This window comes from Pseudomonas sp. MHK4, from assembly GCF_054600775.1.
This window is the reverse complement of sequence record NZ_BAAIAK010000009.1, coordinates 17,599-37,429: the sequence shown is the minus strand read 5'-3', so window position 1 is coordinate 37,429 and position 19,831 is coordinate 17,599. Positions and strand designations below refer to the sequence as shown.

The 19,831-nt window shown below is 63.2% G+C and carries 16 protein-coding genes; 4 read left to right on the top strand and 12 right to left on the bottom strand.

Annotation, left to right across the window (positions count from 1 at the left end):
• Window positions 1–33: 33 nt before the first annotated feature.
• Together ACYP2Q_RS21550 and ACYP2Q_RS21545 are read right to left on the bottom strand one after the other, a co-directional pair.
• The gene (locus tag ACYP2Q_RS21550) at window positions 34–768 is read right to left on the bottom strand and encodes a thioesterase II family protein (protein ID WP_459732346.1); all 735 of its coding nucleotides are present in this window, start codon (window positions 766–768) and stop codon (window positions 34–36) included.
• Window positions 769–932: 164 nt separating this feature from the next.
• On the bottom strand, window positions 933–2,105 hold the full coding sequence (locus ACYP2Q_RS21545; RefSeq protein ID WP_459732345.1) for an MFS transporter: 1,173 nt from the start codon (window positions 2,103–2,105) through the stop codon (window positions 933–935).
• A gap of 239 nt (window positions 2,106–2,344) precedes the next feature.
• Here ACYP2Q_RS21545 and ACYP2Q_RS21540 point away from each other — a divergent pair, with 239 nt between their 5' ends.
• On the top strand, window positions 2,345–4,165 hold the full coding sequence (locus ACYP2Q_RS21540) for a glycoside hydrolase family 15 protein (RefSeq protein ID WP_459732344.1): 1,821 nt from the start codon (window positions 2,345–2,347) through the stop codon (window positions 4,163–4,165).
• An 86-nt stretch (window positions 4,166–4,251) separates the two neighbouring features.
• Here the strand turns inward: ACYP2Q_RS21540 and ACYP2Q_RS21535 are convergent, their stop codons facing one another.
• Window positions 4,252–5,220, bottom strand: a complete 969-nt coding sequence (locus ACYP2Q_RS21535; protein WP_459732343.1) for a GlxA family transcriptional regulator — start codon at window positions 5,218–5,220, stop codon at window positions 4,252–4,254.
• Window positions 5,221–5,309: 89 nt separating this feature from the next.
• On the opposite strand from ACYP2Q_RS21535, the gene inhA reads away from it, so the two are divergent.
• Entirely contained in the window at window positions 5,310–5,996 is a 687-nt protein-coding gene (gene inhA, locus ACYP2Q_RS21530; RefSeq protein WP_459732342.1) for an isonitrile hydratase, read from the top strand.
• Window positions 5,997–6,290: 294 nt separating this feature from the next.
• On the opposite strand, the gene ACYP2Q_RS21525 is transcribed toward inhA, so the two are convergent.
• Complete coding sequence (locus ACYP2Q_RS21525; RefSeq protein WP_459732341.1) at window positions 6,291–6,779, bottom strand: SRPBCC family protein; 489 nt, start codon at window positions 6,777–6,779, stop codon at window positions 6,291–6,293.
• A 146-nt stretch (window positions 6,780–6,925) separates the two neighbouring features.
• Between ACYP2Q_RS21525 and ACYP2Q_RS21520 the strand changes: the two genes are divergently transcribed.
• Window positions 6,926–7,327: a lysozyme inhibitor LprI family protein gene (locus ACYP2Q_RS21520; RefSeq protein ID WP_459732340.1), complete on the top strand. Its 402-nt coding sequence runs from the start codon at window positions 6,926–6,928 to the stop codon at window positions 7,325–7,327.
• A 109-nt stretch (window positions 7,328–7,436) separates the two neighbouring features.
• On the opposite strand, the gene peaD is transcribed toward ACYP2Q_RS21520, so the two are convergent.
• The 4 genes from peaD to peaA form a co-directional block, all read right to left on the bottom strand.
• On the bottom strand, window positions 7,437–8,555 hold the full coding sequence (gene peaD / locus ACYP2Q_RS21515; RefSeq protein WP_459732339.1) for a quinohemoprotein amine dehydrogenase subunit beta: 1,119 nt from the start codon (window positions 8,553–8,555) through the stop codon (window positions 7,437–7,439).
• Between the two features lie 24 nt (window positions 8,556–8,579).
• Entirely contained in the window at window positions 8,580–8,903 is a 324-nt protein-coding gene (gene qhpC / locus ACYP2Q_RS21510; RefSeq protein ID WP_008016081.1) for a quinohemoprotein amine dehydrogenase subunit gamma, read from the bottom strand.
• Between the two features lies 1 nt (window position 8,904).
• The gene (gene peaB, locus ACYP2Q_RS21505) at window positions 8,905–10,335 is read right to left on the bottom strand and encodes a quinohemoprotein amine dehydrogenase maturation protein (RefSeq protein ID WP_459732338.1); all 1,431 of its coding nucleotides are present in this window, start codon (window positions 10,333–10,335) and stop codon (window positions 8,905–8,907) included.
• Between the two features lie 81 nt (window positions 10,336–10,416).
• Window positions 10,417–11,997: a quinohemoprotein amine dehydrogenase subunit alpha gene (peaA, locus tag ACYP2Q_RS21500; protein WP_459732337.1), complete on the bottom strand. Its 1,581-nt coding sequence runs from the start codon at window positions 11,995–11,997 to the stop codon at window positions 10,417–10,419.
• Between the two features lie 509 nt (window positions 11,998–12,506).
• Here peaA and ACYP2Q_RS21495 point away from each other — a divergent pair.
• A complete protein-coding gene (locus tag ACYP2Q_RS21495) occupies window positions 12,507–13,997 on the top strand; it encodes an aldehyde dehydrogenase family protein (protein ID WP_459732336.1) in 1,491 nt (496 codons plus the stop codon).
• Between the two features lie 123 nt (window positions 13,998–14,120).
• On the opposite strand, the gene qhpG is transcribed toward ACYP2Q_RS21495, so the two are convergent.
• Genes qhpG through ACYP2Q_RS21475 form a run of 4 tightly spaced genes read right to left on the bottom strand, consistent with a single transcriptional unit; the run spans window position 14,121 to window position 19,720 of the window.
• A complete protein-coding gene (gene qhpG, locus ACYP2Q_RS21490; RefSeq protein ID WP_459732335.1) occupies window positions 14,121–15,416 on the bottom strand; it encodes a flavin-dependent monooxygenase QhpG in 1,296 nt (431 codons plus the stop codon).
• Window positions 15,413–16,108, bottom strand: a complete 696-nt coding sequence (gene qhpE, locus ACYP2Q_RS21485) for a subtilisin-like serine protease QhpE (protein WP_459732334.1) — start codon at window positions 16,106–16,108, stop codon at window positions 15,413–15,415. Before qhpE ends, qhpG begins: the two co-directional genes overlap by 4 nt.
• Window positions 16,098–17,816, bottom strand: coding sequence for an ABC transporter ATP-binding protein (locus ACYP2Q_RS21480; protein WP_459732333.1), 1,719 nt, complete (start codon window positions 17,814–17,816; stop codon window positions 16,098–16,100). Before ACYP2Q_RS21480 ends, qhpE begins: the two co-directional genes overlap by 11 nt.
• Complete coding sequence (locus tag ACYP2Q_RS21475) at window positions 17,816–19,720, bottom strand: sigma-54-dependent Fis family transcriptional regulator (protein WP_459732332.1); 1,905 nt, start codon at window positions 19,718–19,720, stop codon at window positions 17,816–17,818. Before ACYP2Q_RS21475 ends, ACYP2Q_RS21480 begins: the two co-directional genes overlap by 1 nt.
• Between the last annotated feature and the right edge of the window lie 111 nt (window positions 19,721–19,831).

Below are 19,831 nucleotides of genomic sequence, written 5' to 3'. Positions count from 1 at the left end.
GCTGGCAAGCCAGCTCCTACAGGATCTGCGGGGTCAAGCGCTGGTAGCCATGGCGTGCCGACGATGATGAACTTCAAGCTGATCCTTGATCACCTTGAGTACCTTGGCTTCATGCTCATGGATGAAGAAATGCCCACCCGCCAGCATGTCCACGGAAAAGCTGCCGTGGGTTTCCTTGCGCCAGCCGATCAGCTGCTCGCTGGTAGCGCGGTCTGCCTTGCCACCGAGCACATGCACCGGGCATTTGAGCAAGGGGCGTTGCAGCGGCTCGAAGCGCCCGCACAACTGGAAGTCGGCGCGCAGGATCGGCAGTGTCAGGCTCATCAGCTCTTGGTTGGCCAGGACTTCTTCGCTGGTGCCGTTGAGGCTGCGCAACTGCTCGATCAACTCGGCATCGGTTTTCGGTTCGGCAAATCCGCGGTCGTAATCCTCGCGCAGGGTCGGCGCGGCGGTGCCCGAGGCGAACAAGGCCACCGGTTCCGGACAGCCAAGCGAGCGAAAGGCGTGGGCCATTTCGCAGGCGAGCAGCGCGCCCAGGCTATGGCCGAACAAGGCATACGGCGCCTTGAGGGTGGATTTTTGTTCCTGCGCCAATTGCAGCGCCAGACGGCGCATGTCGGTGTGCAATGGTTCGCCGAAGCGCGCACCCCGCCCCGGCAGCTCCACCGGTTGCAGCGTGATCCACTCCGGCAGCTTGCGCCGCCAGCGGCTATAGACCATGGCGCTCGCCCCGGAATAGGGCAGGCACAGCAATGTCAGCGGGGTCACCGGGCTTACCTCGAAAGTTATCTGTAAAGAGAACGAACGAGCGCCGAAAAGAATTAGCCGATGAATCCCCACTGTAGGAGCGAGCTTGCTCGCGAAGGTGTGTCAGGCGACATGACTGTGTCTGACACTCCTTCGCGAGCAAGCTCGCTCCTACAGTTAATGTTTTATTTCAGGTGGCGATAGCTTTGGATCGCGGAAGCGAGGACGACAACCCCCGCCGCAATCGCCAGCCAGAACCCGCTCCTCGCCCCGAACGCATCCACCAGCCATCCCGACCCCGCCGCGCCGATCGCCACGCCGATGCTTAGCCCGGTGACCAGCCAGGTCAGGCCTTCGGTGAGTTTGGCCGGCGGCACGATCTGCTCCACCAGGGCCATGGCGACAATCAACGTCGGCGCAAAGAACAGCCCGGCGACGAACACCGCCAGGGATAAACCGAGAATGTTCACCGCCAGCAGCAACGGCAACGTCGTCACCGCGGTCGCCACCCCGCCGTAGAGAAACAAGCGCGGCAGCGGCACTTTCGAGCGCAACGCGCCGAACGCCAATCCGGCCAGGCACGAACCGATCGCATACACCGACAACACGATACTCGCCGCGGCTGGCTGGCCCTGCTGCTGGGCGAAGGCCACGCTGACCACGTCCACCACCCCGACGATGGTGCCCATGGCGACCATCAGCAGCATCAGCCACTGAATGTCGCGGGAACGGATGATGGAGCTTTGATGGTGTTGCTCATGGGGATGCACCGGCGGCTCGGTACTGCGTTGCAACACGAAAGCCGTGACCCCGACCGCCAGCATCAGTAACGCCGCCAACGGTCCGGCCTCGGGGAACGCCACTACACATAACCCCACCGACAACGGTGGCCCGACAATAAAGCAGACTTCGTCCAGCACCGATTCCAGGGCATAGGCAGTTTGCAATTGCGGCTGGCCGCGATACAACTCGGTCCAGCGCGCCCGGACCATCGCCGACATGCTTGGCATGCAGCCGGCGATCGCGGCGAACACAAACAACGTCCACTGTGGCGCCTGCAAACGGGTGCAGAGCAGCACCATCAACAGCGCCCCGCCCCCGACCAGCGCCGACACCGGCAAGATCCGGCGCTGACCAAAACGGTCCACCAGGCGCGACACCTGCGGTGCACAGAACGCCGTGGCCAGGGCAAAGGTCGCCGCCACGGCGCCGGCCAAACCGTATCCACCCTGCAACTGCGAGAGCATGGTGATCAGGCCGATGCCGGTCATGGAAATCGGCATGCGCGCGATCATGCCGGCCAGCACGAAGGCGCCGCTGCCGGGGGCTTTGAACAGTTCGCGGTAGGGGTTTGCCATGGGTGTGGGGTCTCGACAAGGGCCTGCAAGTTGCCATAAACGCTGGTTGAGGGGAAAGCAACCAATTGTTGGTTGAATGTGAAGGCCCCATCGCCAGCAGGCTGGCTCCCAGGCCTGATATACACCCATCCAATGTGGGAGCCAGCCTGCTGGCGATAGGGCCAGAACAGTCAGCGCAAAATGAACTCCAGCCCGCCAAAGCCAGTCAGCTATTTAGGCCCTCAGCTCCCGGATTCCCAATGCCCGACCAAGAACGCCAAAGCCCCATCGACGCCCACGGCATCATCGGCGACATGCGCAGCGCTGCGCTGGTCAACGACAAGGGCAGCGTGGATTTTTTCTGCTGGCCGGAATTCGACAGCCCGTCGATTTTCTGTGCGCTGCTGGACACGCCCGAAGCCGGGATTTTCCAGCTGTCCCCGGACCTGCCGGACGCGCGCCGCGAGCAAATCTACCTGCCCGACACCAACGTCCTGCAAACCCGTTGGCTCAGCGATCGCGCCGTGGTGGAAATCACCGACCTGCTGCCCATCGGCGACTCCGAAGACAGCCTGCCCGTGCTGATGCGCCGGGTCCGGGTGGTCAGCGGCCAAGCCACGTTTCACCTGCGCTGCGCCGTGCGCCATGACTACGCGCGCGCCCGCACCCTCGCCCGCCTGGATAAGCAGGACGTGATCTTCGAAGCCACCGATCAGCCATCCCTGCGCCTGGCGGCGGATCAGGTCTTGTCCATCGAAGGCCAGGCCGCGGTTGCCGAATTCATCCTCAAACAGGACCAGACCGCCGAGTTCCTGTTGGGCGCCATCGACGACCCGCGCTTCAAGGAAGGGGCGGCCACGCTGTGCCTGGAACGCACGCTGAAGTTCTGGCGCGACTGGATCGGCCAGTCCAACTATCGCGGCCGCTGGCGGGAAATGGTCAACCGCTCGGCCCTGGCGATGAAGCTGCTGACTTCGCGCAAACACGGCGCGATCCTCGCTGCGGCGACCTTCGGCCTGCCGGAAGTCACCGGCGGTGAACGCAACTGGGACTACCGCTACACCTGGATCCGCGACGCCTCGTTCACCGTCTACGCCTTCATGCGCCTGGGTTTCACCGAAGAAGCCAACGCCTACATGCGCTGGTTGCGCGGGCGGGTCAGCGATTGCCGGGGCCAACCGATGAAACTCAATATCCTCTATGGCATCGACGGCCGTCAGGAATTGCCGGAAGTCGAACTCACGCACCTGTCCGGCCACGGCGGTGCCACGCCGGTGCGCATCGGCAACCTGGCCTACGCCCAGGTCCAGCTCGACATCTTCGGCGAGCTGATGGACGCGGTGTACCTGGTCAACAAATACGGCGAGGCCATTTCCCACGAGGGCTGGAAGCACACTGTGGAAGTGGTCGACCAGGTCTGCGAAACCTGGCAGCAGGAGGACGTCGGGATCTGGGAAATGCGCGGCGAACAGCACCACTTCCTGCACTCGCGACTGATGTGCTGGGTCGCCCTGGACCGGGCGATCCGTCTCGCCTCGAAACGCTCGTTGCCCGCACCGTTCGCCCGTTGGGACCAGACACGCCAGGCCATCTATTCGGACATCTGGGACAACTTCTGGAACGAAGAACGCGGGCACTTCGTGCAGCACATTGGCGGCACCGGCCTCGACGGCTCGATGCTGCTGATGCCGCTGGTGCGTTTCGTCAGCGCCAAGGACCCGCGCTGGCTCGCGACCCTCGACGCCATCGAGAAAAACCTGGTGCGCGACGGCATGGTCTACCGCTACCACAATGACGACAACCACATCGACGGCCTGCCTGGCACCGAAGGCGCCTTCGCCGCCTGCTCCTTCTGGTACGTCGAATGCCTGGCCCGCGCCGGCCGGGTGGAAAAGGCGCATCTGGAATTCGAACAACTGCTCAGGTACGCCAACCCGCTGGGGCTGTACGCCGAAGAATTCGACAGCCACGCGCGGCACATGGGTAACACCCCGCAGGCACTGACGCACTTGGCGTTGATCAGTGCGGCGTGTTTTCTGGACAGGAAATTGAGTGGTGAAAAGAGTGTTTGGCAGCCGTGAAACCGAGTCGCCGACCTGCTTTTTTGTAGGAGCCCGGCTTGCCGGCGAAGGCGTACTGAAGAGCGCCTTCGCCGGCAAGCCGGCTCCTACAGCTCAGCGTTGACGCAAAACCGCTCGCGATAAGCCTGCGGTGTCACCCCCATGGCCCTCAGGAAACTGCGGCGCAGGGTTTCTTCGCTGCCGAATCCGCATTGCACGGCGACACGCTTGATCGGCACGCCGGTATCGCTGAGCAGGCGCCGTGCGGTTTCGACCCGGATCAGCTCGATGGCCCGGGCCGGTGTCTGGCCGGTGTCGGCGCGGTAGTGGCGCACGAAGCTGCGTTCGCTCATGCCGGCCTGCAGGGCCAGGGTCGGGATGCCGAGGTCTTTGCTGAGGTTTTCACTGATCCAGGCATGAAGTTCGTCGAAGCGGTTGCCTTCTTTCTGCAAAGACAGGGTCACGCTGAATTGCGACTGTCCGCCAGGACGTTTCAGGAACACCACCAGTTGCCGGGCGACCTCCAGGGCCATGGTCCGACCGAGGTCGGCTTCGACCATCGCCAGCGCCAGGTCGATGCCGGCAGTGACGCCGGCGGAGGTCCAGACCGGGCCGTCGTTGATGAAGATCGGATTGGGTTCGACCCGCAATTGCGGGTGTTGCTGCGCCAATTGCTCGCACCGGGTCCAGTGGGTGACCACGCGCCGGCCATCGAGCCAGCCGCTGGCCGCCAGCAGGAACGCCCCGGTGCACACCGACGCCACCCGCCGGCACTGCGCCGCGTGTTCGCGCACCCAGCTGACCAGCGACGAATCCTGCGCCGCCGCATAGACACCCCAGCCCCCGGCGATGATCAGGGTGTCGCTGCCTTGCCCGGGCAAAGGCTCGGCCAGCAACGCCAGGCCCGCCGATGACATCACCGCCCCGCCACCGCTGGATATCACCGACGGCGCATAAGGGGGCGGCGAACCCTGCTGGCGGGCGATGTCGTTGGCCGACGCAAACACCTGCAACGGCCCGGTGACATCGAGCACCTGCACATTGGCGAACGCGAGCACGTGAATGGTTTTCGGCATGTTGGCGTAATTCGTGGGGTTATTGGCGTGTACGCCAAATCCTAGGCGCCTACAGTGAAGGCGTCCACCCACTCCAGGAGAAAAACACCATGACCTTACAGATCGGTTTTCTGTTGTTTCCACAGGTGCAGCAACTCGACCTCACCGGCCCCTATGACGTGCTGGCCTCGTTGCCGGACGTGAAGGTGCATCTGATCTGGAAGGACCTGATGCCCATCACCGCCAGCACCGGCCTGATGCTCAAGCCGACCGTGACCTTCGACGATTGCCCGGCGCTGGATGTGATCTGTGTGCCCGGTGGCAGCGGTGTCGGGCCGTTGATGGAAGATGAGCAAACCCTGGCGTTCATCAAGGCCCAGGCTGCCAACGCGCGGTACGTGACGTCGGTCTGCACCGGTGCGCTGGTGCTGGGTGCGGCGGGACTGCTCAAGGGCAAACGCGCCACCACCCATTGGGCGTATCACGAATTGCTGGCGCCGCTGGGAGCAATTGCGGTGAAGGACCGGGTGGTGCGCGACGGCAATCTGCTGACCGGTGGCGGGATTACCGCCGGCATCGATTTCGCCCTGACCCTGGCCGCAGAGCTGTACGGTCAGGACACCGCCGAGCTGGTGCAATTGCAGCTGGAATATGCGCCTGCGCCGCCATTTCAGGCCGGTAGCCCGGAAACGGCGCCCGCCAGGGTACTGGAGGAAGCTCATAACCGCGCCGCCGCTTCATTGCAACTGCGGGCGCAAATCACTGAGCGTGCGGCGGCGAAACTCGACCGGCAATGAACTACTGGCTGTGCGAACCCGTGTTCACGCAGCCCGTATTTTTCTAACGCCCATAAAAAAACCCGCCGAAGCGGGTTCTTCCAAGACCATTACAACTCCCTGTCGTCAGCATCCCTTGCAAATGGCCGATCATCCATGATCCTGAGCACTCCCTGTGCATCAGTGGATGGGGCCAGAATACGCAGCGGATCCAATTTGTAACAGACGACATAGTTGTTTCCGCGTGTAAGACATTCGCTATAGCAGCCCTGCCGAAACCCTTGGACAGGTTATAACCAAGTATCCAGGGTACCGTCACTCACCCGCACGCTCCCGGGCCTTGGCGTTTTCGGCGAGGAATTGCTCGAGTCGGTTCAATTGCTCCTCCCAGCCACGGCTGTCCATGTAATACGCCTCCTTCTGGCGTATGTCGGGAATGTGCGCGAAACCTGACTCGGACACCTTGAGCAAGGTGCCGTCTTCATAATCTTGCAGTTCAAACTTGACCAGCGTGGTGGGCTCCTGGGAGTAGTCGATCTTCGGGTTCACCGCGTAGGGGTGCCAGCGAAAGGAGAACAATTGCTGCGGCTCGACCCGCTCGACCAGCACGTTCCACAGCACATGTTCATAACCGGGATACGTAACCTGCCCCTGCGTCCACTCGCCGGCAATGAAACGCCTGCCTTCGAGCGCAACGCCAAACCACTGACCGAACGCCTCGGCATCGACCAAGGCGCGCCATACATGGGAGCGCGGCGACTTGAGCGTGATTTTGCGTTCAAAACTGTTGGGTACTGGTTTCATACGTCACCTCCTGTAATGAACAACAGTAGGCCTCTAAGACCACATGTCCAGCCCGAAAGTTGTATCAGGCAGGCGTCAGTTGTCGAAATCGCCGTCTTTGCATCGTTACACTGGCGTAAATCCCCCTGTTACAGCGAGCCTATTGCATGTATTCACGCTTTCTCCTGGCACTCACGCCTTTGCTGATAATCACCCAGGCCCAGGCCGTGGACTGTGACAACGCCAGCGACCAGGCCACGATGAACCAATGTGCCGCGCAACAGCATGCGGCGGTGGACAAGGAGTTGAATGCGCTTTACCAGCAGATCACCACGCGTTTGAAGGGCAACCCCGATAGCAAGAAACTGCTGGTGGGCGCACAGCGTTCGTGGATTGCGTTTCGCGATGCCGAGTGCAAGTTTTCGGCGTCCGGGGTGGAGGGTGGGAGTGTTTATCCGCTGATCCATGGCAATTGCGTGACGCAATTGACCAGGGCGCGGGTGGAGACGTTCAAGACTTACCTGAAGTGCCAGGAGGGGGATATGGGGTGTCCGGTGCCGGGGGTCTGATTTTGCGCTGTTTTTAAGGGCCTCATCGCTGGCAAGCCAGCTCCTACAGTGGTTTTGTGTCGTTCACAAAATCCCTGTAGAGCTGGCTTGCCAGCGATGGCGTCAGTGATTACCGCACAAAAATCTGCGCCGTGGTGATCGCCATGTCCCCACCCGGCAACTTGATGCTGCCCACCTGTTTCAAGCTGTCGGCATCGAAGATCGCCACATCGTTGAACGTCCCGGCCAGGTAGATCTTGCTCCCGGCCTTGTTGAAGGAAATGCAGTAGTAGGAGTGATCGAGCGTCGCCGCCTGGAGCATTTTCTTTTCCTTGATGTCGTACTTGGCCAGGCGGTTGAGCACGCCGAACATCAGGTTGGGGTCTTTCGGCGAGCGCATGCCGCTGAAGTAGATTTCCGTCAGGGGCCCGAAGTCGGTGGTTTCGGTCTTGCCGGTCTTCAGGTCGACACTGAACAGGCCGTACAGGTATTCGGCGGTGGCCGGGTCCTGCTTCTTGTCCTTGAATTTCGCCGCGGTGTAGAGCAGCGAGAAATCATGCCGGTAGGTCTGCTGGTTCCACACGTAGAGCACGTCCGGCGCGCTGTAGTTGGGGCGCTTCCAGTGTCGGCTGGGGATCAGCACTTCGAACTTGCCGGTCTGCACATTGACCTTGTAGACATCCGCCCCGGCCACGTACAGCGTGCCGTCGTCACCGCTCTGCATGATGGTCAGCTGGCGTGGCGCCGGGAAACTGCGCACCGGCTTGGCATCCATGCCGGCGTCGGTCTTGTACACGTCGAGCCGCGGCTGCTGCACTTCGTAGCGGTCGTTCATCATCAACGTCGGGTTGGCGATGGTGAACAATTCCTTGCCATCATGGCTGAGGGTGAAGGCGAACATCGATTTGGCCTTCTCACCCGGCTTCTGGGTGATGCTGGCGTGGAACACCTGCTTGCAGTTGTCCAGCTCGACGCCGTAGACATCCGCGTAGTGGTTGTTCAGCACGTAGGCGGTCTTGCGGTCCGGCGACAATTGCACGGTGCCGGGACCGAAGGCGTCCGGCAGCTTGCAGGTCTTGTACAGGGTGTCGGTGGCCAGGTCGATCACGTGCAGGTTGTTCGGGTAATTGGTGGTCAACATGTATTCGTGACCGTCTTGCAACGCAGTGTTTTCATCGGCCATGACCGTGAGCGAAGCGGCGCTCAGGACGGCGAAAGCGGCCAGGCCGCAGGCTTTGATGCTGTGCATGCTGGAATCCTTCTTCTTGTCAGATCACTTGTCTTTCGGGAAGACAGTGCCGAGGTTGCGCCAGTTGTCGTTGGACGCCTGGGCATCCTTGTTCCAGTCCGGGTAGGTGCTCATCATGTCCGGCACCTGGGCCGGCCACCAGCAAGGGTCGGAGCAGCCATACAGGTCGGCCTCCATCGGCTGGCACAGCGACGACACACCGCCAAACGCATCGATCTCCCAGCCCGGGTCGGTGGTCGAGGCGCAGCCCGCCACCGAGCTCATGGCCACCACTTCTTCGATGCGGTTTTCATCCGCGGCCTGATCCAGCTTCAACGCCTTGTTATTGATTGCCTTGAGATGTTTCATATCAGTGAGCCTTGCGCGGAGTGATGTAGCTGCTGATGAACGCAGGGTTGTGAGCCATGATCCGGGTGTAGACCTCGATGCCGAAGTCGACCCAGTCACGCATCAGTTCGCAGTAGTGATAGGTCGGGTGGGTCGGGTCGCCGTAGCGGGCGTAGCTCTCGTGGTAGCAGCCACCGGAGCACAGGTTGCGGATCTGGCAGTCTTCGCAGCCGGTGTTGGTGCGATCCAGGCGTTGCGAGAGGAAGTCGTTCAACTCCACCTGTTTCACGCCGCTGTGGACGTTGCCGAAGGTCGGCAGGCTCGAACCGGTAAAGCGGTGGCACAGGTTCAATTCGCCCTTGTGATCGACCGCCAGCATCTTCAGGCCTGCGCCGCACGGCAGGGCTTTCTTGTGGCCTTCGTGGATGTCGGTGATCAGTTGGTGCAGGTTGGAGAAACCGATGTTGCGATGCTCCAGCGCCGCTTCCAGATAACGCCGACCGAGGCGTTTCATGCTGGCGAAGACTTCGATCAGCTCGTCGCTGGTGAGGTTGAAGCTGCTGATATCGCCCGACGTCACCGGGGCGAAGCCGACTTCGGCGAAACCCAGCTCGTTGAACAGGTGATCCCAGATGGTCTCGACGTCGGTGACGCCTGTGGTCAGGGTCACCCGCGCGCCCACCGGACGGCTGTTGTAGCGCGACAGCAGCATCTGGGCCTTGCGCCGTACCACGTCGTAGGTGCCCTGCCCGCCCACGGTGATGCGGTTGCGGTCGTGCACGGTTTTCGGCCCGTCGATGCTGACCGACAGCCCGAAGCGGTGGGCATTGAGGTAGTCCACGGTGTCTTCGGTGAGCAGCGTGGCATTGGTGGTCATGACGAACTCGACGAACTTGCCCGCCTCGCGAAAACGCTTCTCACAGTAATCGACCATGTACTCGATCAGCTTGCGATTGCTCAGCGGTTCGCCGCCGAAGAACACAACCGTAAACCGCTCTTCGTCCGGGGATTCGCGCAACAGCATTTCCACCGAGGCGATCGCCGTCTCGACGTCCATTTTCTTGCCGGCCGAGGGCTTGTCGAGGTCTTCCTTGTAGCAGTAGGTGCAGCTCAGGTTGCAGCCGGTGTTGACGTTGAGCACTACGGTGTTGATCGCGGTGCGCTCGACGCGTTTGGCGGCGATGTCCGGGGTCAGCGGCGAGCCGTCGCTGACCAGTTCCAGGGCCATCAACTCGCGCAGGGTCTCGGTGATTTCCTCGCCGTTGAAGCGCGCGGCGAGGCGCTGGATCAGGTCGTCCGACGAACAGCCCGGGCCGCGCAAGGTATCGATGATGGTCCCGGTCAGCTCATCGCTGGCGAACAGCGAACTGCTGGGGATGTGAAACAGCATGCGGTCGGCATCCACCAGCACTTCGTGCAGGTTGCGTTCGACCAGATTCAATATTGCGCCCATGGCAAACCTCCTGTGCAAGCCCCGGTTGCGGGGCCTGCGATCATTCCGAAAAAGTGTCTGAAACCTTTGCCTTCAGGCAACTCATGGAATGGGTGGATTGTTCCAGCGTTGCACGGTCACGATCATGTGGCCTTCTCCGGTCAGGGATTTCCCTGCGTCGTCGACGGCGGCGATCACCTTGAGGTTGCCGGCATTGTTGGTGGACATTTTGCGCGCCGGGTTCGGCCCGGCATCGCCTGGGGTGAACACGCCGCTGTCGGCGTGCATGGTGCCGGCGAACTTGACGTCTTCGTCTTCCTTGGCGCGGTCGTCGAAGGCCTCGACCTTCCATTGTGCCGGGAACACGCCGATGCGATACGGCTTGCCATCGGCGCCCTTGCCCCAGGCTTCGGCATCGAAACGACCCTGGACTTTCGGCGTCGAACCACCGCCCTCGCCGATCCGCGCCACCGAGAACTCCGGCACCACCTTGACCTCGGCGATCTTGCTGTACACCGACAGGCTCGGGCCTTTCAGCGTACCGACGCTGACCGCGCGCAGGCCTGGCTGGGCATTGGCGGCGGCCTTGAGCTTGACCTTGATCTGCTGCGGGCTCTGCGAGACGACTTCGACCACTTCCACGCCTTTGCCGAAATTTGGCTTGCCGGTGAGGCCGCTGCCGATCAGGGTGACTTCGGTTTCGCTGCCGGCCTTCACATAACCCGGTTGCACTGCCAGCAATCGTTGGGAGTCCTGCTTGGCGGCGACGAAGTCCAGGCCACGCTCATCATGCTCGGCCTCGAACATCCGGCCCTGCATCGCATTGCCCTGGGCGGCGAACACCTGGCGCATGGTCACGCCGTCGATGGTGACGTTGCCGCGCCATTCGTAGCCGGTGTAGAGAATCGCGCTGCCATCACCGTTGAACGGCGTGCCATCGGCGTATTGGCCCTTGACGCTGACCTTGAAGGTGTCGCTGCCGTCGGCGGATACGCTCATCACACCGGCCAGTTCGCCTTTACCCGGCAAGTGACCGCTGAAGCTCCAGTCACCCACCAGTGCCTCGCTTTTCGGCGCGCTGCCCAGCCATTTTTTCCAGGCCGGGTTGTCCAGCGGATAGCGCTTGGCCAGCAGCGGCACCATCTCTTTACGGGCCAGGTCGAACCAGTCGCGGTCGCGGGACATCGCCTGGTATTCCAGCGACGGCCACTGGCCAAGGTGGAAGTTCACCAGGCGCTCCCATTCCTGGGCGGGACGGCGTTGCAGGGCCACCCGCGCACCGGAGTGGCAGCGGCCGCACATCTGGCTGGTCTGGTCGTCGAACTGCTCGACGGTGTTGAGCCGGCGCTCCATGGCATAACGCACGCCGTCGGTCTCGCTCGGCGCCAGGCCCTGGGTGTCGGCCAGGTACTTGACCAGCGTGCGGCGGTCTTCATCGCTGATCTGCAGACCGTGCATGGTCTGCATCCGCGCGATGCTCATCAGCCAGCCTTCCGGCGTCTTGCGCTGATGACTGATGCGGCTCAGGGCGTTATCGGCTTCGGGAGTGTGACAACCCTGGCAGGTTTCCTTGAGGATGGTCTGGGCGTCGCGGGCTGCCAGGCTGTGAGGCGAATGCAGCGCTATGCAAGCCGCTACGGCCAGCAGGCTGGCACTCAGGCCTGATCGGAGTTTTCTCTTCATCAACGTCGAACCTCGCACGGTGCTTTCTTATTTTTGTGGCTTATCGTTTTTTGGGTTTCTGCCGCCGGCGGTGAGCCGCTGACGGGGGCAGGAGAAACGTCTGCGATGAGCAATACACGGAGCGTGCCAGTCTGTGAATATCCAGCTAAATCAATTACTTGTTGGTAAAGAACAGGGTTTTTCCAGGGGCGTCATCCGCGTTACACGTTTAAATTCGCGACAACTGTTTCACTCTGAGACAAGCATAGCCCTCTGTAGGAGCTGGCTTGCCAGCGAAGGCGGCCTGAAAATGAAAGGTGATCTCAAGGGCCTCTTCGCTGGCAAGCCAGCTCCTACGGGGCGTGGTGTTTCTGGTGTCTCACGCAGTCGCAATCTGCGACGTTTGTCGACGTCATGGCGATCCGGGAAACAGCTGCCAAACCCGTCAAATCAGGCTCTTGTTGCAAAAAACCACAACTGGCACAGCCATTGCGAAAGACCTCGCCACACGAACAAGACGAGGTTTCATCATGTCGCTTCCCAACCTGCTTCCCGCCACTTCGGCCTTCATCCAGCGCGCCCCGCGCATGCTCATCGGTGGTGACTGGGTCGAGGCCGCCGATGGCCAGACCATGCCCCTGCACAACCCGGCCACCGGCGAAGTGCTGTGCGTGGTCCCTCGCGCCACGCCGGAAGATGTCGACCGCGCGGTCCTCGCCGCCCGCCAGGCATTCGATGATTCGGCCTGGACCCGCACCCGCCCACGGGAGCGGCAGAACCTGTTGTGGAAACTGGCTGACCTGATGCAGCGCGATGCCGAGCTGCTGGCGCAACTGGAATGCCTGAACAACGGCAAGAGCGCGGCAGTGGCGCAGGTGATGGACGTGCAGCTGGCCATCGATTTCCTGCGCTACATGGCCGGATGGGCGACCAAGATCGAAGGCTCCACGGTCGACGTGTCGGCGCCGCTGATGCCCCACGACCAGTTCCACAGTTTCATCCGCCGCGAAGCGGTGGGCGTGGTCGGCGCCATCGTCGCCTGGAACTTCCCGCTGCTGCTGGCCTGCTGGAAACTCGGCCCGGCCCTGGCCACCGGCTGCACCGTGGTGCTCAAACCTGCCGACGAAACCCCGCTCACCGCGCTGAAACTCGCCGAACTCGTGCTGGAAGCGGGTTACCCCGAGGGCGTGTTCAACGTGGTCACCGGCACCGGCATCACCGCAGGCTCCGCCCTGACCCACAACCCGCTGGTGGACAAGCTGACCTTCACCGGCTCGACCGCCGTGGGCAAGCAGATCGGCAAGATCGCCATGGATTCCATGACCCGGGTGACCCTGGAACTGGGCGGCAAATCGCCGACCATCGTCATGGCTGATGCCGACCTGAAAACCGCCGCTGCCGGTGCCGCCAGCGCGATTTTCTTCAACCAGGGCCAAGTCTGCTGCGCAGGTTCGCGCCTGTATGTGCAGCGCAAGCATTTCGACAACGTGGTGGCGGACATCGCCGGCATCGCCAACGCCATGAAACTCGGCAATGGCCTGGACCCGAGCGTCGACATGGGCCCGTTGATCTCGGCGCGTCAGCAGGAGCGTGTCTACGGCTACATCGAAAAGGGCCGCGAAAGCGGCGCGACCATCGCCTGCGGTGGCGAACAGTTCGGCCCGGGCTTTTTCGTCAAGCCGACGGTGATCGTCGACGTCGATCAGAAGCACTCGCTGGTGCAGGAAGAAATCTTTGGCCCGGTGCTGGTGGCGATTCCCTTCGACGACGAAGCCGATGCGCTGCGCATGGCCAATGACAGCCCTTATGGACTGGGCGCGAGCATCTGGTCCAATGACCTGGCGGCGGTGCACCGGATGATTCCGCGGATCAAGTCCGGCTCAGTGTGGGTCAACTGCCACAGCGCCCTGGATCCGGCGTTGCCCTTTGGTGGCTACAAGATGTCGGGGGTCGGGCGCGAGATGGGGTATGCGGCGATCGAGCATTACACCGAGTTGAAGTCTGTGTTGATCAAGCTGTAGTTGGCGGCGCCCTCACGGACGCCATCGCCAGCAGGCTAGCTCCCACAAGGGATTTGTGATCGACACAAAACTACTGTGGGAGCCAGCCTGCTGGCGATGGGGCCAGACCAGTCAATGCAAAGTTCACGGCTTGTATCCCTGCGCTAATAACCAACTCCTGACCATCCGCCCCTGGTCAACTGTCAACCCCGCCAACACCCGCTCCGCAGGCTCACTCCACAACCGCCGCACCAACGGCGCCAACTCCACCCCCTGCACATGCCAGATCCCCAACGGCTGATCCGCCGTGATCACCACCTCGGCCTCATCGACAAAGCCATCCTTCAACACCGGCGCCCGCTCAATGCGCAGCGCAGTGAAGTCGGCCTCGGCATGGGCCACCTCGGCATCCGGCCATTGCCGCCGCGCCTGCCAGAATGGCTGGTCAAGCCAGCGCTGCTCATCGGCATAAAAATCCCGGCCGATGCGCGCGAAGCGCAAAAACAACTGTTCCACCCGCTGCTGATGAAACCGCTGGGCCAGGGCCGCCCGCTCAGGTTTGCGCAACAACGTGTTGATCACCGTCGGCGCCTGCAACGCCGAGGACAGGGATTGAAAGATACCGTTGCCCGAGAGCGGGTCGACCGCCATCGCCGCGTCGCCGACCCGAATCCAGTGCCCGCCGCACACCTGCGGGCTGAGGATTGCGGTGCTGCTGCGGGCATGCAGCTGCAGATCGACCTCGGGCTCGGCGCCGAAAAATGCCCGGGCCACTGCCGATGCCCGCCGCCGTTGCCGGCAGTATTCAAGCAACGCCGACTTGCCCGGCAACCCGGCACTGGCCACGTCCAGCGTCCATTGCCAGTAGCATTGACCGTCGTCCCGTCGCGCCATCCAGGCCCAGCCATCCTCAAGGCTTTCCACGGCGCTGGCGGTCGTGCCTGGTGTGCCTTGCCAACGATTGAGCAGGCTGACCGTCTCCGGCCCGCGCAGGCCTTTGCCCTGGGCCGGCGCCTGACGCCCACGCGCCTCCACGAGAAAATCCGCGACCAGTGCTTCGCGCCCTTCGACCTGGATCTGATGCCCTGCAGACGATGACAACACACCGAGCACCCGACCTTCGATCAGGTCCACACCCGCGTCGCGCAAGTCTTCGCGCAAGCCCCGATCGAAGGCCGGGCGGTCGAGCAGGAATTCGATATTCTGCGCATGCTGCTGGCCGTTCCAGTTCACCTGACGTTGCGAAGGCAGTGTCGCCTGGGCCAGGGCCTGATGCAGGCCGGCGCCGCGCAAGGCTTCCAGCACCCGCACGGAAACCCCTTCCAGCGCGGCAAAACGGCGCCACTCGCAGACCAGCGTCACCGGATATCCCAGGCGGCGCAATCCCAGCGCCACAGCCGCACCGGCAGGACCCGCGCCCAACACCACAATCGCTCTCATGGGCCGCTACGCCGTTCAGGGCCACGGTAATGGGCGTTATCGCGCAGCCACTGGATGATCTGTTCGTTGCTCGCCCCGGGCTGCTCGACCAGGAAACCGGCAATATGCCCGCTCAACGCCGCACAGCCGAGGCTGGCCCCCGACTGTCCGGGATAGGTGCCGTGCACGCAGGCGCCGAAATCCGCCTGGGCACTGTCGAGCCATGACCATTGCAGTTCGGCGCAGCGTGCATCGCCGGTCACCCGCAGCACCTGGGGATAATTGGCCGGAAACACGCCTTCACCCTGGGCCGGACTGGACGCGCACAGCAGCACGCCCCGCGCCACCGCCGTCGCGCAGGCATTGCGCAACAGGCTGCGATCCTGGCGCAAACCCAGGCTCAAATTGATCACGCGAACGTCCTGCGCCACCAGCCAGTCGATGGCCGTGGCGATCTGCAAGGCGCTGGTCACCCCGCGCTGGTCGAACACTTGCGCCACGCAAAACAGCGCCGAGGGGGCGCGCCGGCCGATGGCTTCGATCACCGCGCTGCCATGGCCCAGCGGATCGTCACGCAGGTCGCTTTCGGCAAGCCCGTCTTCCACCAGGGAAAAACACCGGCCGGCGACTACTTGCACCCGTTGCGCCGCCGAGTGACCGCTGTCCACCACGCCAATGCGCAGCTCTTGTTTTTCATGTAGCTCAGGCTTCATGCAGCACCGTTTTCGACACCAGCACGCCGTCGAGCAATTCAAAGCGCAGATCGGCATCGGCCAGGGTTGAAGGACGATGGCTGATGAGGATGCGCGTACGCCCGGCAAACAGCCGGTCGATGGCTTCGATCACCTCGCGCTCGGTGGCTTCGTCCACCGCCGACGTGGCTTCGTCGAGCACCAGGATCAACGGGTCCTGCAACAAGGCGCGGGCAATGGCGATGCGCTGTTTCTGCCCGCCGGACAACTGCTGGCCGCGCTCCCCCAGTGGGCTGTCGAGGCCCTCGGGCAAGGACGCGATCAGGCTGTCGAGTTGCGCCAGCCGCGCCACTTCGGCGATTGCTTCACGGCTGGCGTCCGGCACGGCGTAGGCCAGGTTGTCGGCCAGGCTGCCGCGAAACAGCACGATGTCCTGGCTGACCACGGCAATGCGTCGACGCAACTGGAACAGGTCCAGCTCGCGCAGATCCACTTCACCGAGCAACACCCGCCCCGACTGTGGATCGTGATGGCGTTGCAGCAGGTCGATCAGCGTGGATTTACCGACGCCAGAGCCGCCACTCAGGGCGACTTTCAACCCATAGGGAATGCACGCTTCGATGCCGCGCAAGGTCGTCGTCCGACCGGGATGACTGAAGTGCACATCGTCGAATCGCAGATCGCCGGAAGTCGGCATCGGCTGGGGCGCAACGGGAGTGAGCACCGTGGGTTGTTCGCCGCGCAGTTCCATCACCCGCCCGAGGCTGACGGTCATGCGCTGCACCGCCACATACAGCCCGAGCAGGCTCTGCACCGGTCCCACGGCCATGCCCAGGTAGGTGGAAAAGGCGATCAGAGCGCCCAGCTGCCAGGTGCCCTGCACCACCCAATAACCGCCAATCAGGAACGCACAGGCGCGCGACAGTGAAGTCAGGGTGCCCGGCACGGCCTGGGTGAAAAACTCGGTGACCTGCAGGCGCAGCAACTGGCTCATGTAGCCCTGGCCCAGACGCTCGAGTCGTTGCGCTTCGCGCTGCTGCTGGCCGGCAGACTGGATGAACTTCATCACCGGCAGCGTCTCGACCATGAACGACGACATGTCCGCCGAGCGTTCGCGCAACTGCCGCACATCGCGCTCGACCTTGCGCCGCATCCAGCGCAGCCAGAGCACGTCGAGGGGAATCAGCACCAGCGCCAGCAGCGACAGTTTCCACGACAGGGTCAGCAGCATCGCCACGGCCACCACCAGGCCGATCACGCTGGACACCGCCGAGAACAACGAATCCACGGCAAAGCGCTGGATCTCCGCCACGTCGCCATCCAGGCGCGACATCAGGTCGCCGATGCGCCGCTGGCCGTAAAAGCTCGGCGACAGGGTCTGCAAGTGCCGATACAGGTCATCGCGCAGGGCAAACAGCATGCGTCCGGACAGGCGCGTATGCAGGTACCGATTGATCCCGGACAACGCCGTACCCAGCAAGCCGGCGACGATCATCAGCCCGGCGATCAGCACCAGCATCGGGAAGTTGCGCGCCAGCAGGCCATCGTCGATCAGCAGCTTGGTCAGCCACGGCTGCACCAGCACCAACGCCGAGGCGCAGACTGACAGGCCCAGCAGCCCACCGATCGCCAGCCGGTGCGGCCGTACGAAGCTGTACAGCCAGCGCAACGCGGCTTGCAGGGCCTCGGGATTCTGGCTGTCGATCAGCCGCACGATCAGGCGCTGCATCACGAGCGCAACTGCTTGAGCTTGCGATACAGGGTCGCGCGGCTGATACCCAGGGCGTCGGCCGCGGCCGAGACGTTGCCCTGGTGGCTGTCCAGGGACTGGCGGATCATCTCCAGTTCGTTTTCGCGGATACTGCCGGCCTGGGGCCGCTCGCTGGCGTTGAGGTCGTCGAGCATGCTGTCGGGCAAGTGGTCGAGGGTGAGCACCGTGTCCCCCGGTTCGCGCATGGCCAGCGCAGTGCGCAGGACCATCTCCAGCTGGCGGATGTTGCCCGGCCAGTGATAGCCCTCGAGCAAACGGTTCAAGTCGTCGTGCAGGACCACGTTAGGCGCGTCGAGCCGGGCCAGTAGTCGGCCGACCAGTGCGCTGAAATCCTCGCGTTCGCGCAGCGCCGGGAGCATCACGCTGATGCCGTTGACCCGGTAGAACAGGTCCTCGCGAAAGTGCTTGTCTTCCACCAGGCGCTTGAGGTCGCGGTGGGTGGCGCAAATCAGCGCGACATCGATGTCCTGCTCTTCGCCGGCGCCCAGTGGCGCCACCTTGCGGTCCTGCAACACGCGCAGCAGCCGGGCCTGCAAGGCCAGCGGCATGTCGCCGATTTCATCGAGGAACAAGGTGCCGCCGTGGGCCTGCTGCAGGCGTCCGACCATGCCGCCCCGGCGCGAACCGGTGAACGCGCCCTCGCGGTAGCCGAACAGTTCGGACTCGATCAGGCCTTCGGGGATCGCCGCGCAATTGACCGCGACGAACGGTTTATCGCAGCGGCTGCCGGCCATGTGCAGGGCGCGGGCGATGACTTCCTTGCCGGTACCGGTTTCACCCAGCAGCAACACCGGCAACTGGTTGGCCAGGCCTTGGCGGGCCATGCGCAAGGCACGGGCGTAACGGGCATTGCTGCCAGCCAGGGATTCCAGGTCGGGTTGATTTTTTGCCGGTTTGGCGACGGTACGCGGCGGGCTGCCGACGTTGATCGAGCGTTGCGGCGCGCGCAGGGTCTTGTAGAAGAACTCGCCCTTGGCGGTCTGCAGGCTGCCGACGCCGCCCTGGTGCAGGCGTGCCAGCAATTGCAGGCCATCGACCCCGAGGAACTCTTCGCAGCGCCGACCGACCAGCGCCGCACGTTCGGCATGCAATAACTGACAGGCCTGGGCGCTGACCGCGAGGATCTGCCCGCCCAGGCTCACCGCCAACAGGCCCTGCCACGGCGATTCTAGGTACTGGCGGCGACTGTGGAAGGCCAGGACGATTTCGTCCGGATAGCTGGCGTTGAACACCCGGCTCTCGATCTGGCTGACGGCCATGGCCAGCAGCGCGGTGCTGTCGTGGGCACGGCCCAGCGGCCCTTCGCGGGTCAGGTCGAGCACGCCGAGGATATCGCCCTGGGGGCAATGGATCGGCACCGAGGTGCAGGAAAAATCACTGAGGCGATCCAGGTAGTGTTCGCCGCAATCGATCAGGGTAGGCCGGGCTTCGACCAGTGCGGTGCCGAGGGCGTTGGTGCCGCGCGCGGCTTCGCTCCAGCAGGCGCCGAGGGTGATGTCCTGCAGGCCACTGCCCTTGAGGCGGTCTGCGCGGCCTTCGACGGCGAGAATGGTGGCGTCGGAATTGGCGAGGATGATCAGCCCTTCCTTGCCCTGGCGCTCGGCCAGGTAATCGATCGCCGGCAACGCGGCATCGATCAGCAGGCGATTGCTCGCCAGCAGCAGGTCAACGCTGGCGCTCGATTCCAGCGCCAGCTCATGCTTGGCATTGAAATGCACGCCATGGCTGAGGCTGCGCCGCCAGGAGGCATCGATTTCCGCGCGCAGGACGCCGTCCGGGACTTCGCCTTCCAGGTGCAGTTTTTCCCGGGCCAGCCGGGCTTCACGATGCAGTTTGGGGGAGTTTGTTTTTATTAGCGTCATCAAGCGCTCCGGGTCGTCCGCCCTGCGCCTTTTTGTAGAGGCGCCCTCCCGCAATCTTTACGTTAACGTAAGGGCTCTGGCAAGTGCCTTACGGCGCTTGTGTTCCGGCAG

Bases quoted from the DNA above. Each gene is read 5' to 3' on its own strand.
- qhpE (WP_459732334.1), bottom strand. From the start codon at position 16,108: ATGAAGCCTGAGCTACATGAAAAACAAGAGCTGCGCATTGGCGTGGTG.
- peaD (WP_459732339.1), bottom strand. From the start codon at position 8,555: ATGCACAGCATCAAAGCCTGCGGCCTGGCCGCTTTCGCCGTCCTGAGC.
- qhpG (WP_459732335.1), bottom strand. From the start codon at position 15,416: ATGAGAGCGATTGTGGTGTTGGGCGCGGGTCCTGCCGGTGCGGCTGTG.
- ACYP2Q_RS21535 (WP_459732343.1), bottom strand. From the start codon at position 5,220: ATGCCGAAAACCATTCACGTGCTCGCGTTCGCCAATGTGCAGGTGCTC.
- ACYP2Q_RS21495 (WP_459732336.1), top strand. From the start codon at position 12,507: ATGTCGCTTCCCAACCTGCTTCCCGCCACTTCGGCCTTCATCCAGCGC.
- ACYP2Q_RS21480 (WP_459732333.1), bottom strand. From the start codon at position 17,816: ATGCAGCGCCTGATCGTGCGGCTGATCGACAGCCAGAATCCCGAGGCC.
- qhpC (WP_008016081.1), bottom strand. From the start codon at position 8,903: ATGAAACATCTCAAGGCAATCAATAACAAGGCGTTGAAGCTGGATCAG.
- peaB (WP_459732338.1), bottom strand. From the start codon at position 10,335: ATGGGCGCAATATTGAATCTGGTCGAACGCAACCTGCACGAAGTGCTG.
- ACYP2Q_RS21545 (WP_459732345.1), bottom strand. From the start codon at position 2,105: ATGGCAAACCCCTACCGCGAACTGTTCAAAGCCCCCGGCAGCGGCGCC.
- ACYP2Q_RS21525 (WP_459732341.1), bottom strand. From the start codon at position 6,779: ATGAAACCAGTACCCAACAGTTTTGAACGCAAAATCACGCTCAAGTCG.
- inhA (WP_459732342.1), top strand. From the start codon at position 5,310: ATGACCTTACAGATCGGTTTTCTGTTGTTTCCACAGGTGCAGCAACTC.
- ACYP2Q_RS21475 (WP_459732332.1), bottom strand. From the start codon at position 19,720: ATGACGCTAATAAAAACAAACTCCCCCAAACTGCATCGTGAAGCCCGG.
- ACYP2Q_RS21520 (WP_459732340.1), top strand. From the start codon at position 6,926: ATGTATTCACGCTTTCTCCTGGCACTCACGCCTTTGCTGATAATCACC.
- peaA (WP_459732337.1), bottom strand. From the start codon at position 11,997: ATGAAGAGAAAACTCCGATCAGGCCTGAGTGCCAGCCTGCTGGCCGTA.
- ACYP2Q_RS21540 (WP_459732344.1), top strand. From the start codon at position 2,345: ATGCCCGACCAAGAACGCCAAAGCCCCATCGACGCCCACGGCATCATC.